Below are 23,109 nucleotides of genomic sequence, written 5' to 3'. Positions count from 1 at the left end.
GGCGCCCGCCACGAAGCGGCGGCGGCCATCGGCGGCTTCGGCGCGCGCGCAAGCGCGGCGAGCGACGGCCGCGCCCTCGCGGTTCAGCTCGTAGACCACCGCTTCCATCGCGTAGTCGGCCTGCGCGATGGTGGTGCCCGAAAACGTGTTGGTCTCGACGATATCCGCCCCGGCCATGAGATAGGCGAAGTGAATGTCCTCGATCGCCTTGGGCTGGGTCAGGACCAGAAGATCGTTGTTGCCCTGGAGATGGCAGGTGCAATCATGGAAGCGATCGCCCCGGAAATGCTCCTCCTGAAGGCCGAGCCCCTGGATCTGCGTGCCCATCGCGCCGTCGAGGATCAGGATGCGCTCGCGCGCCGCCTTGCGCAGCGCCGTCCAGACGTCCTCGCGCGGACGGCTGGGCGAGGCGAAGAGGGTGTCGCTGACGAGGCTCATGGCACGGGCTCCGAGGATCGGCGCACGACCCGGCGCGCCATCATCATATAAAGATCGCTTTATATGAACGGAAACCGCTTGGCGAGCGGGACATTGGACGAGAGGCCGGGAATGCGGCAGCGCTCCCTTCCGTGCTCGCCGCTGAATGTCCTCAGCTGCGTGCCACCACGAGTTGGTCCAGCAACTGGGCGACGCCATCCTCTTCGTTGCTGGCGGTGACATGGCGCGCTTGTGCGCGCACCTCCTCGGGGGCCTGCCCCATGGCGACCGACAGGCCGACCGGGGCGAACATCGGCACATCGTTCGCCATGTCGCCGATCGCGGCGGTGGCCTCCAAGGGGATGCCGGCGGCGCGCGCCAGCGCCTCGACGCCCGCGCCCTTGTTGGCGGCCGCCGTCGTCACGTCCAGAAAATAGGGCTGCGAGCGCACGACATTGGCGCTGGGGCCGAGCGCCGCGCCGACCGAGGCTTCCAGCCGGCGGACCAGCGCGTGATCGTCGCAAACGCCCATGATCTTGTCGGCCCGCCCCAGCCAAAGCGAAAAGTCCGACGCGATGGTCGGCTCGACGCGCGAGGCGCGCCGCTCCATCGCGCCATGCTGGGTGCTGTCGTCGCGCGCGATCCAGAGCCCGTCGGCGAAGACCCAGATGGGAAGGCCGGCCTCGTCCAGAAGCTCGACCGCGCGGCGCGCATCCGCTTCACTCAGGCGATGCGCCTCCACGATGCGCCCGCCCGGCTCGAACAGGGTGCCGCCATTGAAGGCCCCGACCGCGCCCTCGATCCCCAGCCGCTCCACCAGTTCGCCGAGGCCGCTCGGCGGGCGGGCGCTGACCAGCGTGAAGGCGATGCCCGCCGCACGCGCGCGGGCGACGGCCTGGAGCGTGCGCTCCGACAGGCTTTTGTCGTTGCGCACCAGTGTTCCATCGATATCGGACACGACAAGGCGGATGGAGGCGGCGAGCGCGGGATCGAGGGACATCGAGACCTTGCGGAGAGTTCGGGAACAGGAAACGGGCGCGGAACGAATGCCGCGCCCGTCGAGAAGGAGCAAGAGCCCGATGGGCCTTAAGGCCTATTGCGGAATCTCGACATGGCCACCGAAGCCGAAGCGCATGGCGGACAGCATCTTGTCGCCGAAGGTCGCCTCCTGGCGGGAGCGATAGCGGGCATAGAGCGCGGCCGAAAGCACGTTGACCGGGACGGCCTCTTCCATCGCCGCTTCCAGCGTCCAGCGGCCTTCGCCGGAATCGGCGACATTGCCGGAGAATTTCGCCAGATCCTTGTCGCCCGCCAGCGCGATGGCGGTGAGATCGAGCAGCCAGGAGGAGATGACCGAGCCGCGCCGCCAGACTTCGGCGATGTCGGGCAAATTCAAGTCGAAGCGTTCGTTCTCCGGCAGATGCTCGGAATTCTTCGTCTTCAGAATGTCGAAGCCTTCGGCATAGGCCTGCATGAGGCCGTATTCGATGCCGTTATGGACCATCTTCACGAAATGGCCCGCGCCGGCCGGACCGGCATGGATATAACCGCGCTCGGCGCGATCGTCCGGCGTGTTGCGCCCGCGCGTGCGCTCGATGTCCCCATAGCCCGGTGCCAGGGCGTCGAAGATCGGGTCGAGATCGCGCACCGTGTCCTCCGGCCCGCCGATCATCATGCAATAGCCGCGCTCCAGACCCCAGACGCCGCCCGAGGTGCCGACATCGACATACTGAATGCCATGCGGCCTCAACTCGGCGGCGCGGCGAATGTCGTCCTTGTAGAACGTGTTGCCGCCGTCGATGATCACGTCGCCCTCGCGGCAGAGCGGGGTGAGATCGCGGATCGTCGCCTCGGTCGGCTCGCCGGCCGGCAGCATGACCCAGAACACGCGGCGGCCGGAGAACTGGCCGGCCAGCTCCTCCAGCGAGGCCGCGCCCTTGGCCCCCTCGCCCGCGAGCGCCGAGACGGCCTCCGCGTTGCGGTCGAACACGAAGGCTTCGTGGCGGTGGTTCATCAGGCGTCGGGCGATATTGCCGCCCATTCGGCCAAGGCCGATGATCGCGATCTGCATAGGGTCTTCTCTTCGACAATCAAATGGGAACGGGTGCGGCCGCCCTCCCAAGGGCCGAACCCAGCGGTGCCCGCCCGGCACGCGGCCGGAGGGGCGGCGGGGACATGTCAGCCCTTGCGGGCCGCGATCTGCTCCTTGGCCTTGGCCAGCACCGCCTCGGCGGTGAAGCCGAACTTCTGCTGGAGCTTGGCGAGAGGCGCGGACGCGCCGAAGGTGGACATGGTGACCTTGGCCCCCTTGGCGCCGACATAGCGGTCCCAGCCCATGGAGCCGGCCTGCTCCACCACGACGCGCGCCATGATTTCGGGCGGCAGAACGCTGTCGCGATAGGCCTGATCCTGCTTCTCGTAAAGCTCCCAAGAGGGCAGCGACACGACGCGGGCCTTGATGCCTTCCGCCTTGAGGCTCTCATAGGTCTCGATGCAGAGCGAGATTTCCGAGCCCGTGCCGATCAGGATGATGTCGGGCACCTCGTTCGGATCGCCGGCGAGCACATAGCCGCCGCGCTTCAGGCCCGAGGCCTGCGCGTATTTCGTGCGGTCCAGCGTCGGCAGAGGCTGACGCGACAGGACGAGCGCGGTCGGCTCATGCGTCTGCTCCATAGCGACGCGCCAGGCTTCCGCCGTCTCGTTGGCGTCGCAGGGACGGATCGTGTTGAGACCGGGAATGGCGCGCAGGCTCGCCAGATGCTCGATCGGCTGATGCGTCGGCCCGTCTTCGCCCACGCCGATGGAATCATGGGTGAAGACCCAGACCACCGGGATTTCCATGATGGCCGACAGGCGCACGGGCGCGCGCATATAGTCGGAAAAGACGAGGAAGGTGGAAGCGTAGGAGCGCACATAGGAGAGCGCCATGCCATTGGCGATCGCGCCCATCGCGTGTTCGCGAATGCCGAAATGCAGGTTGCGCCCGGCATAGTTGTCCGGCCCGAAGGAGCCGGCATCGGCAAAGCCGAGCTTGGTCTTGTTGGAGGGTGCGAGATCCGCCGAACCGCCGACGAGATAGGGCACGGTCTCGGCAATGGCGTTCAGCACCTTGCCGCCGGCATCGCGCGAGGCGACGCCCTTGGCGTCGGGCTCGAAGCTCGGAAGGGCCTTGTCCCAACCCTCCGGCAGGCGACCGGCGCGCATGGCCTCGATCTGCGCCGCCAGCTCGGGATAGGCCTTGGCGTAGCGCGCGAAGTCGGCTTCCCACTTCTCGCGCAGCGGGCGACCGCGCTCACTTACCGCCGCGTGGAAGGCTTCCGCCACCCCGTCCGGCACGAGGAAGCTCTGATCCTCCGGCCAACCGTAGAAGCGCTTGGCGCCCTTCACATCCTCGGCGTCGAAGGCCTCGCCATGGGCAGAAGCCGTGCCCTGCTGCTTCTGAAGGCCATAGCCGATCACGGTATCCACCACGATCAGGGTCGGCCGGTCGTCGGTCGCGCGGAACTCGGTCAGCGCCTCGCGGATGGCACCCAGATCATTGCCATCCGTGACATGCAGCGTCTTCCAGCCATAGGCGCGGAAGCGCTCGGCCACGTCCTCGGAGAAGGTGAGATTGGTGAAGCCTTCGATCGAAACCTTGTTGTTGTCGTAGATCCAGCAGAGGTTCGAGAGCTTGAGATGGCCGGCCATGGAGGCGGCTTCGGAGGCGACGCCCTCCATCATGTCGCCGTCGCCGCACAGGACGAAGACGTCATGGTCGAACAGCTGGGCGTCGGGCTTGTTGTAGCGCGCCGCCAGCCAGCGCTCGGCCAGCGCCATCCCGACCGAATTACCGCAGCCCTGCCCGAGCGGACCCGTCGTCGTCTCGACGCCCGTCGTCATCCGGTATTCCGGGTGGCCCGGCGTCTTGGAGGACAGTTGGCGAAACTGTTTGATGTCGTCCAGCGAGACGGCCGGCTGACCAGTCTTCTTGCCATGCGCGTCGATCTCCTCGACGCCCGCCAGATGCAGGACCGAATAGAGCAGCATCGAACCATGGCCGACCGACAGCACGAACCGATCGCGGTTCGGCCAGTCCGGCGCGGAGGGGTCGTAGCGCATGAACTCGGTCCAAAGCGCATAGGCCGTGGGCGCGAGCCCGAGAGGCGCGCCGACATGGCCCGAATGGGCCTTCAGCACGGCGTCCATGGACAGGGTGCGGATCGTGTCGATGGCGAGCTGGGCCGAGCCCTTCTGGCTCGTGCTCTCGTCGGTCGGGGTCTTGGGCAGAGCGCTCATGGCGGAATCCTTCGTCCTTCGAGACGAAATGCGTCGAGGGCGGAAAAGGCGGCAGGCCTTTTCCATGGCCGAACAAGGGACGGCGTCGTCTCGGGGCCGGAGATGGAGCAGCCGGCGCATCCGTCGATGGCCGTGGATGGATAAATCCGCATGGGAAAAAGGGGCTTGATGCGAGAGCGGCGCTTCGCCTATGGAAAACATGACTTGATTAATCATGTATCGGCGACAATCTCGCGACGGCCGGCAGAGGGCCGAGACCCGCGACGCTCGCCCCCCACCAACCGGAAGGCTCCGCCATGCTCGGACTCCGACCCACCGCGACACCGGCGCAGGCCGGCGAGACGGCGCGCTCGCGCCTGATCGTCCCCGCGCTTCTCGCCTCCCTGCTCTTGGCCGGCCCGGCGCTGGCGCAGGAGGGTGGCGCGTCGCCAGCCGCCCCCGCTGCGACGCAGACCCCGGCACAGGCACAGGCGAGCGGAGCCTCCAGCGCCCCCACTCCGACGGAAGCCCAGCCGGCTCCATCCACCGGCGCGCCCGACGCGTCCTTCGCCGCGCCGCCCGCGCAGACCTCGATGCCGGCCGTCACGCCCAGCATCGAAGGCCAAACCACCGCCACCGCCTTCGCGCAAGGCAATGACACCACCCCAGCCGGCGCGCTCGGAACCGGACATGACCTTTCCGCCTGGGGCATGTTCATGGCGGCCGACATCGTGGTGAAGTCGGTCATGGCGGGTCTCGCCTTCGCCTCCGTCGTCACCTGGACGATCTGGCTCGCCAAGGTGCTGGAACTCGTGGGCGCGCGCGGCCGGGCGCAGCGCGGCGTGCGCCGCCTCGCCGAGGCCAAGGGCCTGCCAGAGGGCGACGAGCTGGAGGCGGCCGGCTGGCGCGGCGGCCCCGTCGCCGCCATGGTGCGCACGGCCGTTGCCGAGCGCGAGCGCTCGAGCGGCCTGCCCTCCGAGGGCGTGAAGGAGCGCGTGGCGACCGCGCTTCAGCGCATCGAGGCGCGCGCGGGACGGCGCATGGCGCGCGGCACGGGCCTTCTGGCGACCATCGGCTCCACCGCCCCTTTCATCGGTCTGTTCGGCACGGTCTGGGGCATCATGAACTCCTTCATCGGCATCTCGAAGGCCAACACGACCAATCTCGCCGTGGTCGCGCCGGGCATTGCCGAAGCGCTGCTCGCAACCGCCATCGGCCTCGTCGCGGCCATTCCCGCCGTGATCATCTACAACGTGTTCGCCCGCGCCATCGGCGGCTACAAGGCGGTTCTGGCCGATGCCTCGGCCGGCGTGCTCCAGCACCTCTCGCGCGATCTCGACCGGGCCAAGACGGCGGCCGTCCTGCGCGGCCCCTCACGCGTCGCGGCGGAGTGAAACCATGGGAGTGAGCCTTCGCAGCAGCGGTGACGACGACGACACCAGCGAACTCGCCGACATCAACATCACGCCCTTCATCGACGTGGTGCTGGTTCTCCTGATCATCTTCATGGTGGCCGCGCCCCTCTCCACCGTGGACGTGCCGGTGGATCTGCCCGTGTCCAACGCACAGCCGCAGGAGCGCCCGAACGAGCCTCTGTTCCTCACCGTGTCGGACGATCTGAACCTGACGCTTGGCGAACAGCCGCTGGATCGCGGCGCGCTCCAGGCCGCGCTCGACGCCAAGACAGGGGGCAAGCGCGACGAGCGCATCTTCCTGCGCGCCGACGAAAAGGTCGCCTATGGCGATCTGATGGAGGTGATGAACCTCCTACGCTCGGCCGGCTATCTCAAGATCGCGCTGGTCGGGCTGGAATCGGCACCAAGCCCGGAGGCTCCCGCCGCGCCCGCCGCCCAGCCCTGACGGCCCCATCTCATGACCCTTCCCATCTCAGCTTCGGGAGAGCGCGGCGGACGCTGGCTGGACTCGCTGCGCTGGAGCACGGCCGCGATCGCCATGGTCGCGGTCCATGCCAGCGCGGCCTTCTTCGTCTCGCAGATACCCCCACCCGTCGCGCCTCCGCAGGGCGCGCCGGACGCGGCCGTCCTGATCGACCTTGCCCCACCCGCGCCGCCACCGAGCGCCCCGGCCGCTGACGCCCCGCTGACCGAAGCGCCCCCCGAAGAGGCACCGCCCGAGCCACAGCCCGAACCGACACCGGAGCCGACGCCCGAACCCATCGCGCCGCCGCCCGAACCTGTTCCGCCGGAACCCGCGCCCCCGGAGCCCGCGCCGCCGGAGCCTGTGGCCGAGCCGGAGCCGCCCGTCCCCGAGCCGGTCGTGGAGCCGGAGCCCCAGCCCGAACCGCCGCCGCCCGAGCCGGTGGTGGAACCCGAGCCGCTGCCCGAGCTCCCCAAGATGGAAGCGCCGCCGGAGGTGGCGGCGAATGCGCCCGTGCCGCTGCCGCGCCCGACGCCGCCGGAGCGCCCGCGCGTCGCGGAGAAGGTGCCGGAGCGAAAGGCAGCGCCCAAGCCCCGCCGCGAGCGCCCGCGCGAAGAGGCCAAGCCTCGCGCGCAGAAGCCGCGCGCCGCCCCGCCTCCCTCTCGCGCCTCGCAAGCGTCCAACGCGCCCTCGACGCAGGGAGCGCCCAAATCCCCCTCAGCAACGGATGAGGCACGCTGGCAATCGCAGGTTCGGGCTCGCGTCATGCGCTTCACGCGCACACTTCGTCGCGGTGGAGGCGGCACGGCGACGGTAACGTTCACGGTCGGCCCATCGGGTGCGGCATCCGACATCCGCTTGGCGCGCTCGTCCGGCAATCCGGTCGTGGATCAAGCGGCGCTCGACGTCGTGCGCCGGGCCAGCCCGTTCGCGTCTCCGCCATCGGGAGCCAGCAAATCCGTGACGTTGCCGCTCCGCTACAAGTCTTAGGCGGGGCGGCCTGGAAGCGACACGATCTGCGTTCTCCAGCAGACGGCGCCGCTTTCTTCAGCCTTTACGAAGATCAATCCAGTTCGATCGCACGGCTGGCGTCATGTCCATTCTGACGAATTCGACATTGGCCAAGACCCGAGTCGATGCCGTGCCTTGCGAGTTCGCTTCCATTCGATCCATCTCGGCGTCGCGGAATTTGAACCCAGAGCCGTTGAGCCACCCGCAACGTTTCGATCTGTCTCGCCTTCAACGCGGGACCATCGTCGGCATCGCCTTGTATCATCTCGAGCTGCCGTCTGAAGTTGCTGTTCAGCAGCCGGTCCCAGGCCCCAGCCTCTCGCGACCGGCAGAAATGGGTTTGGATGGAAACAGGTTCTTGGGAGGAAGCACTCTCACAGGAGCGAACGACCGTTCCGATACATTCGCTTTTGGCAGCGTCGGAATGGGCTGCTTCCACACAAGCCTGAAGGCGCGCGGCATCTGCGGCGGTTTCCTGCACGTTCGATGCCCCGCTTCCATGAGCCTTTGGTCAAAGGCCTTTCGAATACGCAGTTGAGACAGTCATCGCGAAGCGCTCGATCCCAAGGATCGAGCCCTCCAAATCAAGCCCCCACGAACCGCGCGTCCGCCTCGTCCAGAAGCCGGCGAATCTGCGTCACCTCCAGCGAGGCATCCGGCGCGCAGTTGGAGTAAGTGAGCTTCTCGCCGGCCTTGATCGCTTTCGTCACAACGCTGCCTTCCGCCAGACCCAGCGGCAGGCCGCCGGCCGCGCGCGCGTCCTCCCAGGTCATGGCGAAGCCGCGATACTGGGTTTCGCCGATGCGCCCGAGCGTCTCGCCCACGGCCAGGTCACGCTTGGCGACGGCGATGCATTCGCCGACCGGACGGTCGAGCGGCTCCAGATGCGGCGCGCCGCGCATCACGGCATGGATCGCCGACAGCGGCACCTCGATGGAGGTGAGGTGGAACGGGCGGTAGAGGGCGAAGCAGGGGCCGGGGCCGACCTTGAGATCGGCGATGCGCTCCAGAACGCGCGGGTGCCGGGGTTTTACGATGCAGAAGACGCCGGGCGCGACGCCCTTGCCGATCGTGTAATCCACGCAGCCGGGGCGCGAAAGAATGCCGCCATCCTCCTTCGAGCAGAGAACCTGTGCCAAGCGCTCGGACGAGGCGTCCGGCCCGTGCATCCCCGGCACGTCGGGTTTGAGGCCCGTCGCATTGGCGATGGCGGTCATTTCCACCATGGTCTTGGAGCCGTCCACGAACTCCACCAGCATCCGCGCATTCATGTTGCGCCGGGCCGCTTCCGCCTCGTAATCGGCCGGGACGGCGGAGAAGTCGAGCGCGTTGTTCTTGCCCTTGCCCGCGCAGACGATGTCGAGCCCGAGCGACTGGGCAAGGCCGATCAGTTCGATGGTCGATTGCGGCTCGTCGCCGGCTGCGCCCGTGTAGACGACGCCCGCGCGCTTGGCCTCGGCCTTGAGATAGCGGCCGATCGTGATGTCGGCCTCGACATTCAGCATGACCACATGCTTGCCGTTGCGAAAGGCTTCGAGCGCAATGCGCGTGCCCGCGCTGGGGCTGCCCGTCGCGTCGATCACGACATCGATCCGCCCCGCCGCGCAGAAGATGCGGAAATCCTCGACGATCGCGACATCGCCGGCCTCGATCGCGGCATCGACAGTGGCAGGGGTTTCGGCCGAGCGCCCCGCGCCCGCCTCGTAGCCGGCAAAGCGCAGCGTCTCGCGCGCGCGGTCGGCCTTGGAGGTCGAGACCGCGCCGAGACGGACGCCCGGCATCAGAAGAAGCTGAACCATGAGATCGGTGCCCATCTGGCCCGCGCCCGCAAGGCCGACCGTGACGGGACCACGCTCCTGCGCATAGGCCAGAAGTTCGGCCGCAAGGCCCACGCGCGCGATCTTGTCCATGGCCAACGGCCCCCTCGTTCCCCGCGCGCCAGAGTGGCGCGGCGTTGTCTGGGGGATAAGTGGTGTACCGCCTTGGGATCAACCACCTTCCACCGTGAGCCACCGCGACAGAGACGCCGGACGGTTTGCAAACCGCCGGTGCCTCCCTATGCTGACATCGGATCGAATGTCCGGGGATGGAACAGGCAGCCCGTCGCCATGCGTATGCTTCTGGTGGAAGACAATGAGGGGCTGGGCGACGCGGTGAACCGGCACCTGCGCAATGCCGGCCATTCGGTCGAATGGGTGCGCTCGGGCGAGGATGCGCTGGAAGCCTTCGCGCTGGAGCCGTTCGACGCGGTGATCCTCGATCTCTCGCTGCCAGGGCGCGACGGCATTTCCGTGATCGCCGAGCTGAGGCGAGGGCGCTCCAGCGTGCCGGTTCTCGTCGTCACCGCGCGAGCCGAGATTGACGACAAGATCAGCCTTCTGGATCAGGGCGCGGACGATTATCTCGTCAAACCCTTTGATTTGCGCGAACTCGAAGCGCGGCTGCGCGCCCTCCTGCGCCGCCCGGCCGGGCAGACCACCAGTCTGGCGCGGGTCGGCGACGTGGAAATGGACATGGCGGGCCATCTCGTCACCGTCGGCGGCCGGGCTGTGGATCTCGGCCGGCGCGAGTTTCGCCTGCTCGAAATCCTTCTCTCAAAGCCAGGCGTCGTGGTGCAGAAGGAGCAGCTGATGGCGCAGCTCTTCTCCTATGACGAGATGGTCTCGACCAACGCGCTGGAGCTTTACGTCTCGCGCCTGCGCCGCAAGCTGGAAGGCGCCTCGGTGGAAATCGCCACCGTGCGCGGGGCGGGCTATGTCGCGCGCGTCGCCGGCGAGCCTGCCGGCAAGCCCAAGGCGACCGGCGAGCGGCTGGGCGGTTGATGCCGCCGACCTTCGCCCGCGCGGATCGGCGCAAGACCGCGCGGGCCAAACGCCCCGTCTCGATCCGCAAGCGCATTCTCGTCTTTGGCGGGGCGCTGCTTCTGGCCGCCGCCTTCGCGTTGGTTCTCTATGTTCGCGATTATGCCGAGCGCGCCTCGGACCGAGCCTTCGACCGGCTGCTCGCCGCCTCCGCGCTGACGATCGGCGGCGCGGTGCAGCTGGAGGCCGGCCGGGTCACGGTGGAACTGCCGCTCGCCTCCTTCGCCATGTTCTCGGGCGAGGACCGCATATTCTACGCCGTGGAGTCGCCGCAAGGGCAGAACGTCACGGGCGAAGCCGACCTGTCCGAGGGGCTGGCCCCGGCCACGGGCAGCGATCCCGTCTTCGCCGACAAGGCCTACCGCGACGACAGGGTGCGCGTGGCGAGCGTCGGGCGGCTCGTCTCCACCGCCGAGGGCACAGGCTGGGTGACGATCCGCGTCGCCGAAACGCGCGGCGAGCGGGACGCTCTGGCACGCGAGATTCTGCACAACGCCCTCTGGCCGATCCTTCTTCTGACGCTTCTGGCGCTGCTGCTTCTCTGGGCCGGGATCGGGCGCGCCTTCGCTCCGCTCCTGTCGCTGGAGACGCACTTACGCGAGCGCTCGCCCGACGATCTCTCGCCCGTCGAACTCCCCGCCCCGTCCGAGACCGCGCAGCTCGTCGGTGCGCTGAACGGTTTCACCGCCCGGCTGAAGCTCGCGCGCGAGCGGCTGGAGGCGCTGGTGGCGGAAGCCGCGCATGAGGTGCGCACGCCCTTGGCCTCGCTGCGCGCGCAGGCCGAGCTGGCGCTGGCCGAGCGCGACCCGGCCGCGCTGCGGCGCGATGTGGAGCGCATTCACGAGGGGGCCGTGCAGGCGAGCCAGCTCGTCTCGCAGCTTCTGATGGACGCGACCGTGACGCACCGTCTCGAAAACCAGCCCGAGCCCACACCCGTCGCCCCGCTGGCGCAGGAAGTGGTGCGACGCCTCAGCCCCGATCTGTCGGATCGGGTGAGCCTTTCCATCGCGCCCGATGCTGCCGAGGCGGAGCTTGATGTCGACCGCGTGGTGCTGCGCGAAGCCATCCGCAACCTCGTGGACAATGCCCTGCGCTATAGCGAGGGCGAGGTGGAGATTTCGATTGCGCGGGACGGCCCGGCGCTCGACATCGCCGTGCGCGACCGGGGTCCGGGCATTCCCGACCATGAAAAGCCCCTCGTCTTCGGCCGCTTCCGCCGGGGCGAGGCGGGCTCGCGGATCGACCGGGGCGGCTCGGGCCTGGGGCTCGCCATCGTCGCGCGCGTGGCCGAGGCCCATCGCGGCGCGGTGCTGCTGCGCGACCGCGAAGGCGGCGGGCTCGCCGTGCATCTTCGCCTGCCGGCCGAGGCCGCACCGGCTTCACAGCCGCCAGGGCCGGATCGCCGTCACGTGCTCGCCCTCCTGGCGCTGCTCACCGCCATCACCGGCGCGTTTCTCGCCGCGCGCCCGGCCGAGGCCGCTGCCGACTTCCCAGCGCGCGAAAAGCCGGCGGCGGCCACGCTTCACATTCTGGGCGCGACCGACACGGGGCTTTTCTCCCATCTCATCCGCGCCTTTCAGGCGGCCCATCCGACCATCGCCGTTGCTTACGAGGAAAACGAAAGCCGGGCGGTCTATGATCAGCTGGTGTCGGCGCAGAAGGCCGTGCCCGATCTCGTAGTCAGTTCGGCCTCCGATCTTCAGGTGAAGCTCGTCAACGAAGGGCTGGTGCGCCCCTTCGCGCCGACGCGGCTCGCCGCGATCCCCGATTGGGCGCGCTGGCGCTCGGAGGTCTTCGGCTTCACCTTCGAGCCGGCCGTGATCGTCTACAACACCAACCTCGTGAAGCCCGAGGAAGCGCCGCGCACCCATCTGGAACTGGCCGAGCTTCTGGAGCGTGAGCCGCAGCGCTTTCTCGGCCGCGTCGGCACCTATGATGTCGCGCGCAGCGGCGTCGGCTATCTCCTGGCGACGCAGGATCAGGCCATCTCCTCCTATTTCTGGCGTCTGGCCGCCGCCTTCGGGCGAGCGCGGGTGCAACTCACCGCTTCCAGTCCTGAAATCCTCGACCGGATCGCGACCGGGGATCTTGCGATCGGCTACAATATCATCGGCTCCTATGCCTTCGCGCGGGCCGATGCCGGCGCGCCGATCGGCATCGTCGTGCCGGACGATTACGTGCTCGTGTTTTCCCGCTCGCTTCTCATCCCCGAAGACGCCCCGCAGCCCGAACTCGCCGAAGCCTTCATCGAGTTCGCCCTCTCACCCACCGGTCAGGCGATCCTCGCCGGCCCGGCCGCGCTTGGCGCGCTTCTGCCCGGCGCGGACGGGCGCTGGACGGCCGATCGCATCGCCTCGCTCGGTCAAGGCGCGGTGCAGCCGATCCGCTTCGGCCCCTCACTTCTCGTCGGCCTCGACCGGCAGCGGCGTGAGCGCTTCCTTGCCACATGGCAGGAAATCGTCTCCCCTCATTGAAACCTTTAACAATTCCAAAACACCCGAGCCGCCTGACAGGTTTTTGACAGGTCCGCGAGGTTAGTCTGGACGCGACGGCCGGGGAGGCTGGACGTGCAGTCGATGCGAGACCGGCGAAACGCTTGCAGCCGCGTTTCGCGCCGCCCGAATGTCTGGAGGGACATTCGCCGGCACAACCGATTTCGATTCTTGCTGCGTCCCTTCCCCTGCGATTTGACCGTCCACGGCCAAAAACCATTCGGTATTCGTTTCGGGAGGAATCCACATGAAGTCCTTGATCGTCGGCGCCTTCGTCGCGCTCGCCCTCGCCTCCACCTCGGCCCTGGCGCAGACCGCGCCGGCCTATGAGATCATGGCCCCGGCCTCGCCGGGCGGCGGCTGGGACCAGACGGCCCGCGCCATGCAGACCGTGCTGCAGGACACCAAGCTCGCCCGCAACGTGCAGGTGATCAACGTTCCGGGCGCCGGCGGCACGATCGGCCTCGCGCAGTTCGTCTCCACCAAGTCGGGCAACCCGGACGCGCTGCTCGTCGGCGGCTATGTCATGGTCGGCGCGATCCTGACCAACAATTCGCCTGTCACGCTGGACGAAGTGACCCCGCTCGCCCGCCTCACCGGCGAGGACGAGGCGATCGTCGTGCCCGCCTCCTCCCCCTACAAGACGATCGCCGATCTGGCTGCGGCCATGAAGCAGAACCCCGGCGCGGTGGCGATCGCGGGCGGATCGGCCGGCGGCACGGACCATATCGCGGCCGGCCTCCTGGCCCAGGCCGTGGGCGCGGACCCCAAGGCCATCAACTACATCGCCTTCTCGGGCGGCGGCGAAGCTCTGGCGGCCATTCTGGGCCAGCAGGTCGCGGCCGGCATTTCCGGCTATGGCGAGTTCGAGTCCCAAGTGAAGGCGGGCACGCTGCGCCTGCTCGCCACCACGGGCGCCCAGCGCGTCGCGGGCTCGCAAGCCCCGACCCTGAAGGAGTCGGGCATCGACATGACCCTTCAGAACTGGCGCATGGTCGCCGGCGCGCCCGGCATCACGGACGAGCAGAAGACCGCGCTGATCGGCAATCTGGAGAAGATGGTCGCCAGCCCTGAGTGGAAGGCGGTTCTGGAGCGCAACAACTGGCAGAACACGTTCCTGGCCGGTGACGCGTTCAAGACCGAGCTTGCCAAGAACATCGCCGACACCAAGCAGGTGCTCACCGCGATCGGTCTCGTGCAGTAATGACCGACCTGTCCAACCCTGCGCGCCGCCCCGATCGGGCGGCGCTGGCCATCGGCATCGGCATTGGCATTCTCGGCCTGCTCGTCGGGCTGGACGCGCGTGGGATCGGTGGCGGCAACTATGCCCGTATCGGCCCGGCGACCTTCCCCTATGTGATCGCCGCCGTGCTTCTCGCGCTCTCGGTCTGGACCATCGTCGAGGCCTGGCGCGGCGAGTTTCCCGAGCGCGATCATGACGAGTTCGGCCCCATCGCCTGGATCGTAGGCGGCCTCGCGGCGCAGCTGATCCTTCTGAACACGGCGGGCTTCTCGATCGCGACAGGCCTGCTCTTCGCCGCCACAGCCCGCGCCTTCGGCAAGCGAAAGCTCTATCTCTCGGTGCCGCTCGGCATTCTCATGAGCCTTGGTATCTGGATTCTGTTCTCGCAGGTTCTGCGCCTGTCGCTGCCGGCGGGTCCGCTGGAGCGCCTGTTCTTTTAAGGCTTTGCGTGAAAGCCGGTTCGGCTTTCACATTCGGCGCTTGAGCGCATACGCAACGCTGGAGTCAGGCTTTTGGCGAGAGTGCCTTGAGCCTCCCCCGGCTCGCCGGCCGACGCCAGCCGCTTCAACACAGCAGACCGGGACGAGCCCCGGCGCCTTCAGCGCCCCCTGCCCCGACCGCACCGCATCCGCTCCGCCTCGCTGCGGCTCGCCCCTTCCTTCCCGCATGGGTTCTGCCGATGGATACATTCGCCCTTCTGGGCCAAGGCCTCATGACGGCCTCCCAGCCCATGAACCTTCTCTACGCGCTGATCGGTGTGACGCTCGGCACGGCGGTCGGCGTGCTTCCGGGCATCGGCCCGGCGCTGACGGTCGCGCTGCTTCTGCCCGTCACCTACCAGCTCGACGCCGCCGGCTCGCTGATCATGTTCGCCGGCATCTACTATGGCGGCATGTACGGGGGATCGACCACCTCGATCCTTCTGAACACGCCGGGCGAAAGCGCCTCGATCATCACCGCGCTCGAAGGCAACAAGATGGCCCGCAAGGGGCGCGGCGGCCCCGCACTCGCCACGGCCGCCATCGGTTCCTTCGTCGCCGGCCTGATTGCGACGCTGGGCCTTGCGTTTCTGGCGCCGGTCATCGTCTCGTTCGCCTTGTCCTTCGGCCCGGCCGAATATTTCGCGCTGATGATCCTCGCCTTCGTCACCGTCTCGGCCGCCTTCGGCGACTCGGCGCTGCGCGGGCTCACCAGCCTCGCGCTCGGCCTGACGCTCGGCCTTGTCGGCATCGACCTGCAGACCGGTCAGGCGCGCCTGACGCTAACGCCCGTCGCCAAGTATTTCCGTGAGATGGCGGCCGATCCGACGGCCCCGCTGCACGCGCTCTGGGCCAGCCTGTCGTCGCTCTTCGGCGGCATCTCGGCCAATCTTCTGGACGGCATCGAAGTGACGACGCTCGCTGTCGCGCTCTTCGCCATCGGCGAAGCTCTCGTGGTCGCCGCCGCCGCCAGCCGCACGCCCGACACGATCGAGGCCGTGAAGGGCTCTCTCTGGATGACCAAGGAAGACTGGAAGCGCTCCTGGAAGCCCTGGCTGCGCGGCACGGCGGTCGGCTTCCCGATCGGCGCCATGCCGGCGGGCGGCGCCGAGATCGGCACGTTCCTCTCCTACTCCATGGAGAAGAACCTTTCCAAGCACCCGGAAGAGTTCGGCCATGGCGCGATCGAAGGCGTCGCCGGCCCGGAGGCGGCCAACAACGCCTCGGCCGCCGGCACGCTGGTTCCGCTGCTGACGCTTGGCCTTCCGACCTCGGCGACGGCCGCGATCATGCTCGCCGCCTTCCAGCAGTTCGGTCTTCAGCCCGGCCCGCTTCTCTTCATCACCTCACCGCAGATCGTCTGGGGCCTCGTCGCCAGCCTTCTGATCGCCAATCTGATGCTGGTGGTTCTGAACCTGCCGCTGATCGGCGTCTGGGTCCGGCTGCTCACGATCCCCCGCCCCTGGCTCTATGCCGGCATCCTCGTCTTCGCGACGCTCGGCTGCATCGGCGCCAATCCCTCGGCGGTGGAACTGGGGATGCTGCTTCTGTTCGGCCTGCTCGGCTACATGCTGCGCCGCTTCGGCTATCCGATCGCGCCTGTCGTCGTCGGCCTGATCCTCGGCCCCATGGCCGAGCAGCAGCTGCGCCGGGCGCTGGCCATCAGCCAGGGTGACCCGAGCATTCTCGTTCACTCGGTTCTGGCGGTGACGCTCCTGACTCTCGCGGTCCTCGCGCTGGTCGTGCCGATGATCCTGCGCGCTCGGGGCCGTGGCAAGCTCCTCTCGGCCATGGCCTCCGACGAGGACTGAGCGCTTCCCCATAGACGCCATGCAAAAAGGGCAGCCCTGCGAGGGGCTGCCCCTTGTCGTTAACGGAAGAGGATGACAGCGTTCAGCCGCGCTTGATGCCGTAGAAGGCTTCCGGGTCGATGCCGGCCGATTTCAGCGCCGCACGGCTCGGGCGCTTGCCGGCCTCGGCGGCAGCGGCGCAGGCGACCGCGCCGCTCATCGTGTCGGCGAAGCTGCGGATCTGGTGGCCGAACTGGCGAATGCGGGACGTGCTGCTCATCTTCTTCTCCTAACTGTTGATAGGAAGATGGGCGCTTCCGGTTCCTCTTAGAAGAGACGCCAAGACGAGGGAGCCATGCAAAAACGCGCAGTCTTGCAAGTGGCGACCATCAAATCGATTGAACCTATCGTGTTTTATGCCAGCCGCTCGCCTTGAGCCATGTTCTCAGCGTATTGGGCATGGCGTGAGCCCCGTCGAGATTGATGAAGAAGGGCCTCTCTCCCAGCGGAAACGTCAGCTGATAGGCGATGATCACGGCCTCGGAGCAGGTTACGGTCTTGATCACCTCGTTGCCCGGCTTCGAAAAGCGGTCGGGCGTCGCCTTCCCCATCTCGTACCGCTCGCGATATTTCATCAGCCGCGTGAAGGCCTCCGGCCCAAAGGCGGAGTCCCCGGCAAAAAGCCTGACAGCGCGATACTTGCCGTACTCAGCGCCCGCCGCGATCGCGTCGGCCACCCGCTGCAACTCCGCCTTGCGCGCGTCGGCATTCGAGCACTTCGCCCAAGGCGGCCGGAAATGCTCCACTCCGGCCCCTTCCGACATGTAGAAGCTCTGGCTTCCGGTTTCGTACTGGTCGGATGTCTTGTGGAAGTTCTTCTTGTGATTGGCGTGGATCACGGTTCTGGCGTCATAGGCCATGCCGATGTGATGGAACGGCCTGTCGGGAAAATAGAGAATATCGCCTGTTTCCACGTCCAAACCCTTCCTGGTTGACAATCCCGAAGCCAGCGGGCCAGCCCCGCCCTTGCCCATCCAGGCTGAAGCCGCACGGGACGCGCGAGACAGATCGCGAGGATCGAAACGGCTCTACGGCCGGCATCGCCGGCCCCGCAAGGGAGCCAGGGCAACAAGAGACGGAGAGGAAAGTTTTACCGGGGGCGCGGAGCAAACGGGCCTTTGTCCCGAGCCCTATTGAGTCCTGCTCGAAATTTGCAACGGGCAAGGAACCTCGTTCCGTTTCCAGCATTCGGCGAGGTTGACGCTGCGATCGGTTTCGCGCGACCAAAGGATGCTGCCTTGGATATCGTTACCTCGCAAATGCTTCGGCGCGCGCTGCCCTTGTTCACCGCGCTGGCGGTAACGGTGCTGATCCTGGCCGTGTCTTCGATCCTTTATCTCGGGCGTGAAATCTTCGTTCCCTTCGCGCTCGGCATCCTTCTGTCCTTCATTCTCGCGCCCATTGTCATCAAGCTGCAGCGGCACCGCATCCCCCGCATCTTCGCCATCTCGGGTGCGATCCTCGTCGCGACCGTCGTGATCCTGGGGCTTGGCTTCCTGATCGCGACGCAGGTGACGGGGCTGGTCGGCGAAATCCCGTCCTACCGCGTGACGGTCGAGCAGAAGCTGCGCTCCCTGTCGGAATCGGCGCAGTCGCAGGGCAACGGGCCGTTCAGCCGGGCGGCCGTGGCACTGGAAGAGATGGCCGCCGACATCCAGAAGCTTGCCGCTCCCGCGGAAGGGGACGCCAACGCGCCCAAGCCCATCCCGGTGACGGTGGAGAATTCGGGTAGCCTGTTCGAGACGATCAGCGCGGTCGCCCTGCCGCTTCTCTCGCCCATCGCGACCTTCGGCGTCGTGATCATCTTCGCCATCTTCATCCTGCTCCAGCGCGAGGATCTTCGAAATCGCTTCATCCGACTGGCCGGCACGGACGATCTGCAACAGACCACCGCCGCGATCGACGACGCGGCCAAACGCCTGTCGAAGCTTCTCCTGTTTCAGCTTGGCGTGAACGCCGCCTTCGGTGCGATGACGGCGCTGGGTCTCTGGCTGCTCGGCGTGCCGAGCCCGGTTCTCTGGGGCATTCTCGGCGGTATCCTGCGCTTCATTCCCTATGTCGGCGGCTTCGTCGGCGCGGGCCTGCCGATGCTCCTGGCCTTCGCGGTCGATCCCGGCTGGTCCATGGTGATCTGGACGGCGGTTCTCTATCTCGGGGCGGAGGCGTTGCTCAGCAACGTGGTCGAGCCCGTGCTCTACGGACATTCCACCGGCCTCTCGCCCGTCGCCATTCTTCTGGCGGCCACGGTCTGGGCGCTGCTCTGGGGGCCGGTCGGCCTGATCCTGGCGACCCCGCTCACCATCTGCCTCGTCGTCATGGGCCGGCATGTGCAGCGCCTCGCCTTTATCGACGTCATGTTCGGCGACCGGCCGGCGCTCTCGCCGCCGCAGATCTTCTACCAGCGGATGCTCGCCGGCGCGCCGCAAGAGGCGGCCGATCAGGCGCGCGAATTCCTGCGCGAACGCGAACTGGCGACCTACTATGACGAGGTGGCGCTGGAGGGTCTTCGCATCGCGCATGAGGACGTGGCGCGCTTCGCCGTAAAGGGCGAGCGACTGGACGTGCTGCGCGCGGCGACGCTGGAGCTGACCGAAGAGGTTGGCGCTATCAGACCCTCGCGGCGGCGCAAGGCGCATCTGACAGCCGAAGCGGCGGCGGCGGTGGATGCGGTCGGCCCCGATCAGGAGGTGACACGCATCGTCCAACGCAAGGAAGACCTCGCGCCCGAATGGCGCGGGCCGACGCCAGTCGTCTGCCTATCCGGCGGTAACGCGCTGGACCAGACGGTCGCGACCATGCTGACGCAGGTTCTGGAGCGCCATGGGCTCGGCGCGCGGCATCTGTCTCTGGCGGAACTGCGCCAGAACCCGCCGTCGCGCAAGGATGCCGAAGGCGTGGCGCTGGTCTGCCTCTCCTTCATCGAGCCGCTTTCGACCGTGCATCTGCGACAGGCCGTGCGCGAGGTGCACCGCGTGGCACCGCGCGCGCGCATCATGATCGGTATCTGGCGCCAGCGCGACCCCGCCATGTTGCAGGAGCTGCAGCGGCGCGTTCACGCCGACGCGCTGGTGACGACGCTGAACAAGGCGCTCGCCGCCGCCCTCGAAATGTCAGGCCAGAAGCTGGCGCAGACACCCGAGCCCCGCCCGAAACAGTCTCCCGAGCGCCCCGGCAATGTGGTGGAAGCGGAGGCCTCGGCCGTCGCGATGTAGGATAGCCCATTACGCTCACGCCCGTTGTCTCGAAGGCCCGCCCGTCACGGCGGGCCTTTTGCGTTGGGCGGCGCGTGCGGCACGAAGGCCTGCCCCCTCCTGGCGCCCCAACCAAGGGTTCATGATGCACGCAGGAGGCGGTGCCGTCTGGAGGGAGCGGGGGGATCGCCAAAGCGAAACCGAGCGCTCGCGAGAGCCGGAAGCCGAGACGAGAGCCAACGTTGAAGAAGGGGCAAGCGGCCAGCGGGCGCGTGGCAAGGAACAAGCGGCAGGGTGACGGACATCGAGATGGAGCGGTGCGGCCTGCCTTTTCGTAGCGCCGTTTGCCGCCTCCCCCTGCAGCCTGCCAAAACGAAAGGGGCCGCGTCCTTCGACGCGGCCCCTTTGTCTATTCTCGCTTGATACGGATGCGGTCAGTCCACGCCCTCCGGGCGCATGATGTGAACGCGGTCGATCGCCGCCTGGCGGAAGGCTTCGGCGACGTGTGCGAAGGCCTGATGCGCATCGTCGGACGAGTCCGTGCCGTTTTCCGGCTCGAGCAGGAAGACGAGGAAGGAACGGCCCGTCGCCATGTAGTCCGTCTCGAACTCGAAGGGCACGAGTTCGTCGCGGTCCGGCATGTTGGTGTCGATGATGCAGGCCCAGCGCCGGCCGCCAGGAGCAGACGGCAGCTTGAAGTTCACGACGTCATGATGCGCGTTGAGAACGAGCAGCATGGTGGCGTCCGAGCCGACGCGGCGAATGCCTTCCGACTGGGCGCGGCCATCGAGCAGCACGCCGAAGCAGCGCGCGCCCGTGTCGGTCCATTCGGCATCCTGCATCTCGCCGCCCGAGGGCGACATCCAGGTGACGTCCTTGGCACCGATCTCCTCATCGAACGTGCCGTGCAGGAAGCGGCCCCGGCGCAGCATGGGCAGCGCCTGACGCAGGCGGATGAGCTTCTGGACGAACTCGACGAGCTGGACACCCTCCTCCGTCACGTTCCAGTCGACCCAGCCGATCTCGTTGTCCTGCGCATAGGCGTTGTTGTTGCCGCCTTGCGTGCGGGCGAACTCGTCGCCCGCCAGGATCATCGGTGTGCCGCGCGAGAAGAGCAGCGTCGAGAAGAAGTTTCGCAGCTGGCGGAAGCGGACATTGTTGATCTCGGGATCGTCGGTCGGGCCTTCGACGCCGTGATTGTAGGAGAGATTGTGCGAGTGGCCGTCGCGATTGTCTTCGCCATTCGCCTCGTTGTGCTTGTCGTTGTAGCAAACCGTATCGTGCAGCGTGAAACCATCATGCGCGGTCACGAAATTGACGGAGGCCCAAGGCCGGCGGCCGCGCTTGTCGAAGAGATCGGCCGAGGCCGAGATCTTGGAGGCGACGGCCGGAACCTTGCCCTCATCGCCCTTCCAATAGGCGCGGATCGTGTCGCGATAGCCATCGTTCCACTCCGCCCAACCCGGCGGGAAACGGCCGACCTGATAGCCGCCCGGACCGCAGTCCCAGGGCTCGGCGATCAGCTTGATTTGGCTGAGCAACGGATCCTGCATCGTCGCGTGGAGGAACGAGGACTCTTCCGAGAAGCCGGTCGGCTCGCGTGCCAGAATGGTGGCGAGGTCGAAGCGGAACCCGTCCACATGCATCTCGCCGGCCCAGTAGCGCAAGCTGTCCATGACCAGCTGCATGACGCGGGGATGCGAGGTGTTGACGGTGTTACCCGTGCCCGTGTCGTTGATGTAGTAGCGCTTGTTGTCGGGCAAGAGGCGATAATAGGAGGCGTTGTCGATGCCCTTGAAGGAGAGCGTCGGCCCGTTCTCGTTGCCTTCGGCCGTGTGGTTGTAGACGACGTCGAGGATCACTTCCAACCCGGCATGGTGGAAGGTCGAGACCATCTCCTTGAATTCGTTGACGAAGGGCGTGCCCATATAGCGCGGATCGGGGGCGAAGAAGCCGAGCGTGTTATAGCCCCAGTAATTGCGCAGGCCCTTTTCCACGAGATAGCTGTCGTCCACGAAGGCGTGGATCGGCAGAAGCTCGACCGAGGTGACGCCGAGGCTCTTGATGTACTGAACCACGTCGTGATGGGCGAGACCGGCGAACTTGCCGCGATCGCGCTCCGGCACGGAGGGATGGCGCTGCGTGAAGCCCTTTACATGGGTTTCGTAGAAGATCGTCCGCTCCCACGGGACGTTCGGCCGGCGCTCGGTGCCCCAGGTGAAGGCGGGGTCGATGACCTGGCTCTTGGGCACGAAAGCCGCCGAGTCGCGCTCGTCGAAGGAGAGATCGCCGTCCTTGTGGCCGATCGTGTAGCCGAACAGCGCGTGGTCCCAGGTCAGTTCGCCCACATGCTGCTTGGCATAGGGATCGAGCAGGAGCTTGTTGGGGTTGAAGCGGTGGCCGTTGTCGGGCTCATAGGGGCCGTGGACGCGGTAGCCATAGATCAGGCCGGGACGCGCGTCGGGCAGATAGCCGTGAAACACCTCGTTCGTGTATTCCGGCAGGACGATGCGCTCAATCTCGCGCTCGCCCTTCTCATCGAAAATGCAAAGCTCGACTTTCGTCGCATGGGCCGAGAACAGAGCGAAATTGACGCCGAAGCCGTCCCATGTCGCGCCACGGGGAAAGGGCCGGCCGGCCTCGACCCGCGTGCCCTTGCGCGTGGCACGGGGGAGGCTCTTCAACAGCGAAGCCGTTGGGTTCTGAATGTTCACGGAGTGAGTTCTCGCGTCAAGAGGAAGACTGCGAGCGTGAAAAGCATCGAAAGCCCCGTTTGGTTCCCAAAGAGTTGACATCACCGACGAGGATTTTGCCGACTGACGAACGGAACGCATTCCGACGCCTTGAGGGTTGTGCGTAACAACGCTTGGCAAGGTTCGACGGTTCGGCGAAGCGGGCGCACCCTGCGGCGAACTCTTCGCGACCTGCCGCGTTCAAGCGCGGCAAGGATTGCACGAGGGGATACAGGACCATGAAGATCGAAGCCGTCATGACTCGGCATGTCGAATATGCCGCGCCCGGCGACCCCGCGTCGGAGCTGGCCGTCATGATGGGCGAACTCGATGTCGGCGCCCTACCGATCGGCTCCGACGAGGAATTGCTGGGAGTCGTGACCGACCGCGACATTCTCTACCGCGTGGTGGCGCGCGGCCTGCATCCGGCGCAGGTCGAGGCGCGCGACATTCTCTCCTCCCCCGTCATCGCCTGCCGCGAGAGCGACGATCTCCAGACCGCGATGGACCTGATGGCCGCCAATCACGTTCGCCGTCTGGCGGTGCGCAGCGAGGGCGGCAGGGTCGTGGGCTGGGTGACGCTGGCCGACCTCTCGCGCAAGCTGCTTCTGGATTCGCGCACGGTGCAGGACGGGCTGGCCGAGATCAGTCGCGGTAGCGTCGGTTGACGCTGCCGACCACCTCCTGCGACAGGCCGA

Annotated in this window: 19 protein-coding genes; 10 read left to right on the top strand and 9 right to left on the bottom strand. The window is 67.2% G+C overall.

Features of this window, described 5'->3' with window-relative positions:
- From AUL36_RS19195 to tkt, 4 genes are all read right to left on the bottom strand, one after another.
- Positions 1–438, bottom strand: a 438-nt coding sequence (locus tag AUL36_RS19195; RefSeq protein WP_192843867.1) for a homocysteine S-methyltransferase family protein, incomplete at its 3' end; no start/stop codon positions are given.
- A gap of 151 nt (positions 439–589) precedes the next feature.
- Positions 590–1,417 carry a Cof-type HAD-IIB family hydrolase gene (locus AUL36_RS19190; RefSeq protein ID WP_062223335.1) on the bottom strand — a complete coding sequence of 276 codons (828 nt, stop codon included), beginning with the start codon at positions 1,415–1,417 and terminating at the stop codon, positions 590–592.
- A gap of 93 nt (positions 1,418–1,510) precedes the next feature.
- Entirely contained in the window at positions 1,511–2,488 is a 978-nt protein-coding gene (gnd, locus tag AUL36_RS19185; RefSeq protein WP_058634652.1) for a phosphogluconate dehydrogenase (NAD(+)-dependent, decarboxylating), read from the bottom strand.
- A gap of 107 nt (positions 2,489–2,595) precedes the next feature.
- Positions 2,596–4,695, bottom strand: a complete 2,100-nt coding sequence (gene tkt / locus AUL36_RS19180; RefSeq protein ID WP_082655941.1) for a transketolase — start codon at positions 4,693–4,695, stop codon at positions 2,596–2,598.
- A gap of 296 nt (positions 4,696–4,991) precedes the next feature.
- Between tkt and exbB the strand changes: the two genes are divergently transcribed.
- Genes exbB through AUL36_RS19165 form a run of 3 tightly spaced genes read left to right on the top strand, consistent with a single transcriptional unit; the run spans position 4,992 to position 7,542 of the window.
- Positions 4,992–6,068, top strand: a complete 1,077-nt coding sequence (gene exbB / locus AUL36_RS19175) for a tonB-system energizer ExbB (protein WP_062223330.1) — start codon at positions 4,992–4,994, stop codon at positions 6,066–6,068.
- Positions 6,069–6,072: 4 nt separating this feature from the next.
- Positions 6,073–6,534, top strand: a complete 462-nt coding sequence (gene exbD, locus AUL36_RS19170) for a TonB system transport protein ExbD (protein ID WP_062223328.1) — start codon at positions 6,073–6,075, stop codon at positions 6,532–6,534.
- 12 nt (positions 6,535–6,546) lie between these two features.
- Positions 6,547–7,542, top strand: coding sequence for a cell envelope integrity protein TolA (locus AUL36_RS19165; RefSeq protein ID WP_062223325.1), 996 nt, complete (start codon positions 6,547–6,549; stop codon positions 7,540–7,542).
- Between the two features lie 73 nt (positions 7,543–7,615).
- Here the strand turns inward: AUL36_RS19165 and AUL36_RS25015 are convergent, their stop codons facing one another.
- Positions 7,616–8,002: a lysozyme inhibitor LprI family protein gene (locus AUL36_RS25015; protein ID WP_374700791.1), complete on the bottom strand. Its 387-nt coding sequence runs from the start codon at positions 8,000–8,002 to the stop codon at positions 7,616–7,618.
- Positions 8,003–8,147: 145 nt separating this feature from the next.
- Complete coding sequence (locus tag AUL36_RS19160; RefSeq protein WP_062223323.1) at positions 8,148–9,473, bottom strand: NAD(P)H-dependent oxidoreductase; 1,326 nt, start codon at positions 9,471–9,473, stop codon at positions 8,148–8,150.
- Between the two features lie 198 nt (positions 9,474–9,671).
- Between AUL36_RS19160 and AUL36_RS19155 the strand changes: the two genes are divergently transcribed.
- The 5 genes from AUL36_RS19155 to AUL36_RS19135 all read left to right on the top strand — a co-directional run bounded on the left by AUL36_RS19155 (position 9,672) and on the right by AUL36_RS19135 (position 16,449).
- Entirely contained in the window at positions 9,672–10,385 is a 714-nt protein-coding gene (locus tag AUL36_RS19155) for a response regulator transcription factor (RefSeq protein ID WP_062223320.1), read from the top strand.
- A complete protein-coding gene (locus AUL36_RS19150; protein ID WP_062223318.1) occupies positions 10,385–12,898 on the top strand; it encodes a sensor histidine kinase in 2,514 nt (837 codons plus the stop codon). Before AUL36_RS19155 ends, AUL36_RS19150 begins: the two co-directional genes overlap by 1 nt.
- Before the next feature lie 265 nt (positions 12,899–13,163).
- Positions 13,164–14,120, top strand: a complete 957-nt coding sequence (locus AUL36_RS19145) for a Bug family tripartite tricarboxylate transporter substrate binding protein (RefSeq protein WP_058599984.1) — start codon at positions 13,164–13,166, stop codon at positions 14,118–14,120.
- Positions 14,120–14,599 carry a tripartite tricarboxylate transporter TctB family protein gene (locus AUL36_RS19140; protein WP_058599983.1) on the top strand — a complete coding sequence of 160 codons (480 nt, stop codon included), beginning with the start codon at positions 14,120–14,122 and terminating at the stop codon, positions 14,597–14,599. Before AUL36_RS19145 ends, AUL36_RS19140 begins: the two co-directional genes overlap by 1 nt.
- A gap of 239 nt (positions 14,600–14,838) precedes the next feature.
- Positions 14,839–16,449: a tripartite tricarboxylate transporter permease gene (locus AUL36_RS19135; RefSeq protein WP_058599982.1), complete on the top strand. Its 1,611-nt coding sequence runs from the start codon at positions 14,839–14,841 to the stop codon at positions 16,447–16,449.
- Positions 16,450–16,531: 82 nt separating this feature from the next.
- Here the strand turns inward: AUL36_RS19135 and AUL36_RS24320 are convergent, their stop codons facing one another.
- Both AUL36_RS24320 and AUL36_RS19130 read right to left on the bottom strand, forming a co-directional pair.
- On the bottom strand, positions 16,532–16,708 hold the full coding sequence (locus AUL36_RS24320; RefSeq protein WP_156419874.1) for a hypothetical protein: 177 nt from the start codon (positions 16,706–16,708) through the stop codon (positions 16,532–16,534).
- Positions 16,709–16,832: 124 nt separating this feature from the next.
- Positions 16,833–17,402: a hypothetical protein gene (locus AUL36_RS19130; protein WP_156418483.1), complete on the bottom strand. Its 570-nt coding sequence runs from the start codon at positions 17,400–17,402 to the stop codon at positions 16,833–16,835.
- A 324-nt stretch (positions 17,403–17,726) separates the two neighbouring features.
- On the opposite strand from AUL36_RS19130, the gene AUL36_RS19125 reads away from it, so the two are divergent.
- On the top strand, positions 17,727–19,700 hold the full coding sequence (locus AUL36_RS19125; protein WP_244497175.1) for an AI-2E family transporter: 1,974 nt from the start codon (positions 17,727–17,729) through the stop codon (positions 19,698–19,700).
- Positions 19,701–20,113: 413 nt separating this feature from the next.
- On the opposite strand, the gene glgX is transcribed toward AUL36_RS19125, so the two are convergent.
- Positions 20,114–22,474, bottom strand: a complete 2,361-nt coding sequence (gene glgX / locus AUL36_RS19120; RefSeq protein ID WP_374700790.1) for a glycogen debranching protein GlgX — start codon at positions 22,472–22,474, stop codon at positions 20,114–20,116.
- A 176-nt stretch (positions 22,475–22,650) separates the two neighbouring features.
- Between glgX and AUL36_RS19115 the strand changes: the two genes are divergently transcribed.
- Entirely contained in the window at positions 22,651–23,079 is a 429-nt protein-coding gene (locus AUL36_RS19115) for a CBS domain-containing protein (RefSeq protein WP_058634661.1), read from the top strand.
- Positions 23,080–23,109 lie beyond the last annotated feature (30 nt).

It is taken from the genome of Aureimonas sp. D3 (assembly GCF_001463805.1).
In the GTDB taxonomy this organism is placed as follows: domain Bacteria; phylum Pseudomonadota; class Alphaproteobacteria; order Rhizobiales; family Rhizobiaceae; genus Aureimonas; species Aureimonas ureilytica_A.
Note: the sequence above shows the minus strand (reverse complement) of the source record. Positions and strands in the feature narration are given on the sequence as shown.

Excerpts from the sequence above, each read along its gene's own strand:
- AUL36_RS19190 (WP_062223335.1), bottom strand. The coding sequence starts at position 1,417 with ATGTCCCTCGATCCCGCGCTCGCCGCCTCCATCCGCCTTGTCGTGTCC.
- gnd (WP_058634652.1), bottom strand. The coding sequence starts at position 2,488 with ATGCAGATCGCGATCATCGGCCTTGGCCGAATGGGCGGCAATATCGCC.
- tkt (WP_082655941.1), bottom strand. The coding sequence starts at position 4,695 with ATGAGCGCTCTGCCCAAGACCCCGACCGACGAGAGCACGAGCCAGAAG.
- exbB (WP_062223330.1), top strand. The coding sequence starts at position 4,992 with ATGCTCGGACTCCGACCCACCGCGACACCGGCGCAGGCCGGCGAGACG.
- exbD (WP_062223328.1), top strand. The coding sequence starts at position 6,073 with ATGGGAGTGAGCCTTCGCAGCAGCGGTGACGACGACGACACCAGCGAA.
- AUL36_RS19165 (WP_062223325.1), top strand. The coding sequence starts at position 6,547 with ATGACCCTTCCCATCTCAGCTTCGGGAGAGCGCGGCGGACGCTGGCTG.
- AUL36_RS19160 (WP_062223323.1), bottom strand. The coding sequence starts at position 9,473 with ATGGACAAGATCGCGCGCGTGGGCCTTGCGGCCGAACTTCTGGCCTAT.
- AUL36_RS19155 (WP_062223320.1), top strand. The coding sequence starts at position 9,672 with ATGCGTATGCTTCTGGTGGAAGACAATGAGGGGCTGGGCGACGCGGTG.
- AUL36_RS19150 (WP_062223318.1), top strand. The coding sequence starts at position 10,385 with ATGCCGCCGACCTTCGCCCGCGCGGATCGGCGCAAGACCGCGCGGGCC.
- AUL36_RS19145 (WP_058599984.1), top strand. The coding sequence starts at position 13,164 with ATGAAGTCCTTGATCGTCGGCGCCTTCGTCGCGCTCGCCCTCGCCTCC.
- AUL36_RS19140 (WP_058599983.1), top strand. The coding sequence starts at position 14,120 with ATGACCGACCTGTCCAACCCTGCGCGCCGCCCCGATCGGGCGGCGCTG.
- AUL36_RS19135 (WP_058599982.1), top strand. The coding sequence starts at position 14,839 with ATGGATACATTCGCCCTTCTGGGCCAAGGCCTCATGACGGCCTCCCAG.
- AUL36_RS24320 (WP_156419874.1), bottom strand. The coding sequence starts at position 16,708 with ATGAGCAGCACGTCCCGCATTCGCCAGTTCGGCCACCAGATCCGCAGC.
- glgX (WP_374700790.1), bottom strand. The coding sequence starts at position 22,474 with ATGTCAACTCTTTGGGAACCAAACGGGGCTTTCGATGCTTTTCACGCT.
- AUL36_RS19115 (WP_058634661.1), top strand. The coding sequence starts at position 22,651 with ATGAAGATCGAAGCCGTCATGACTCGGCATGTCGAATATGCCGCGCCC.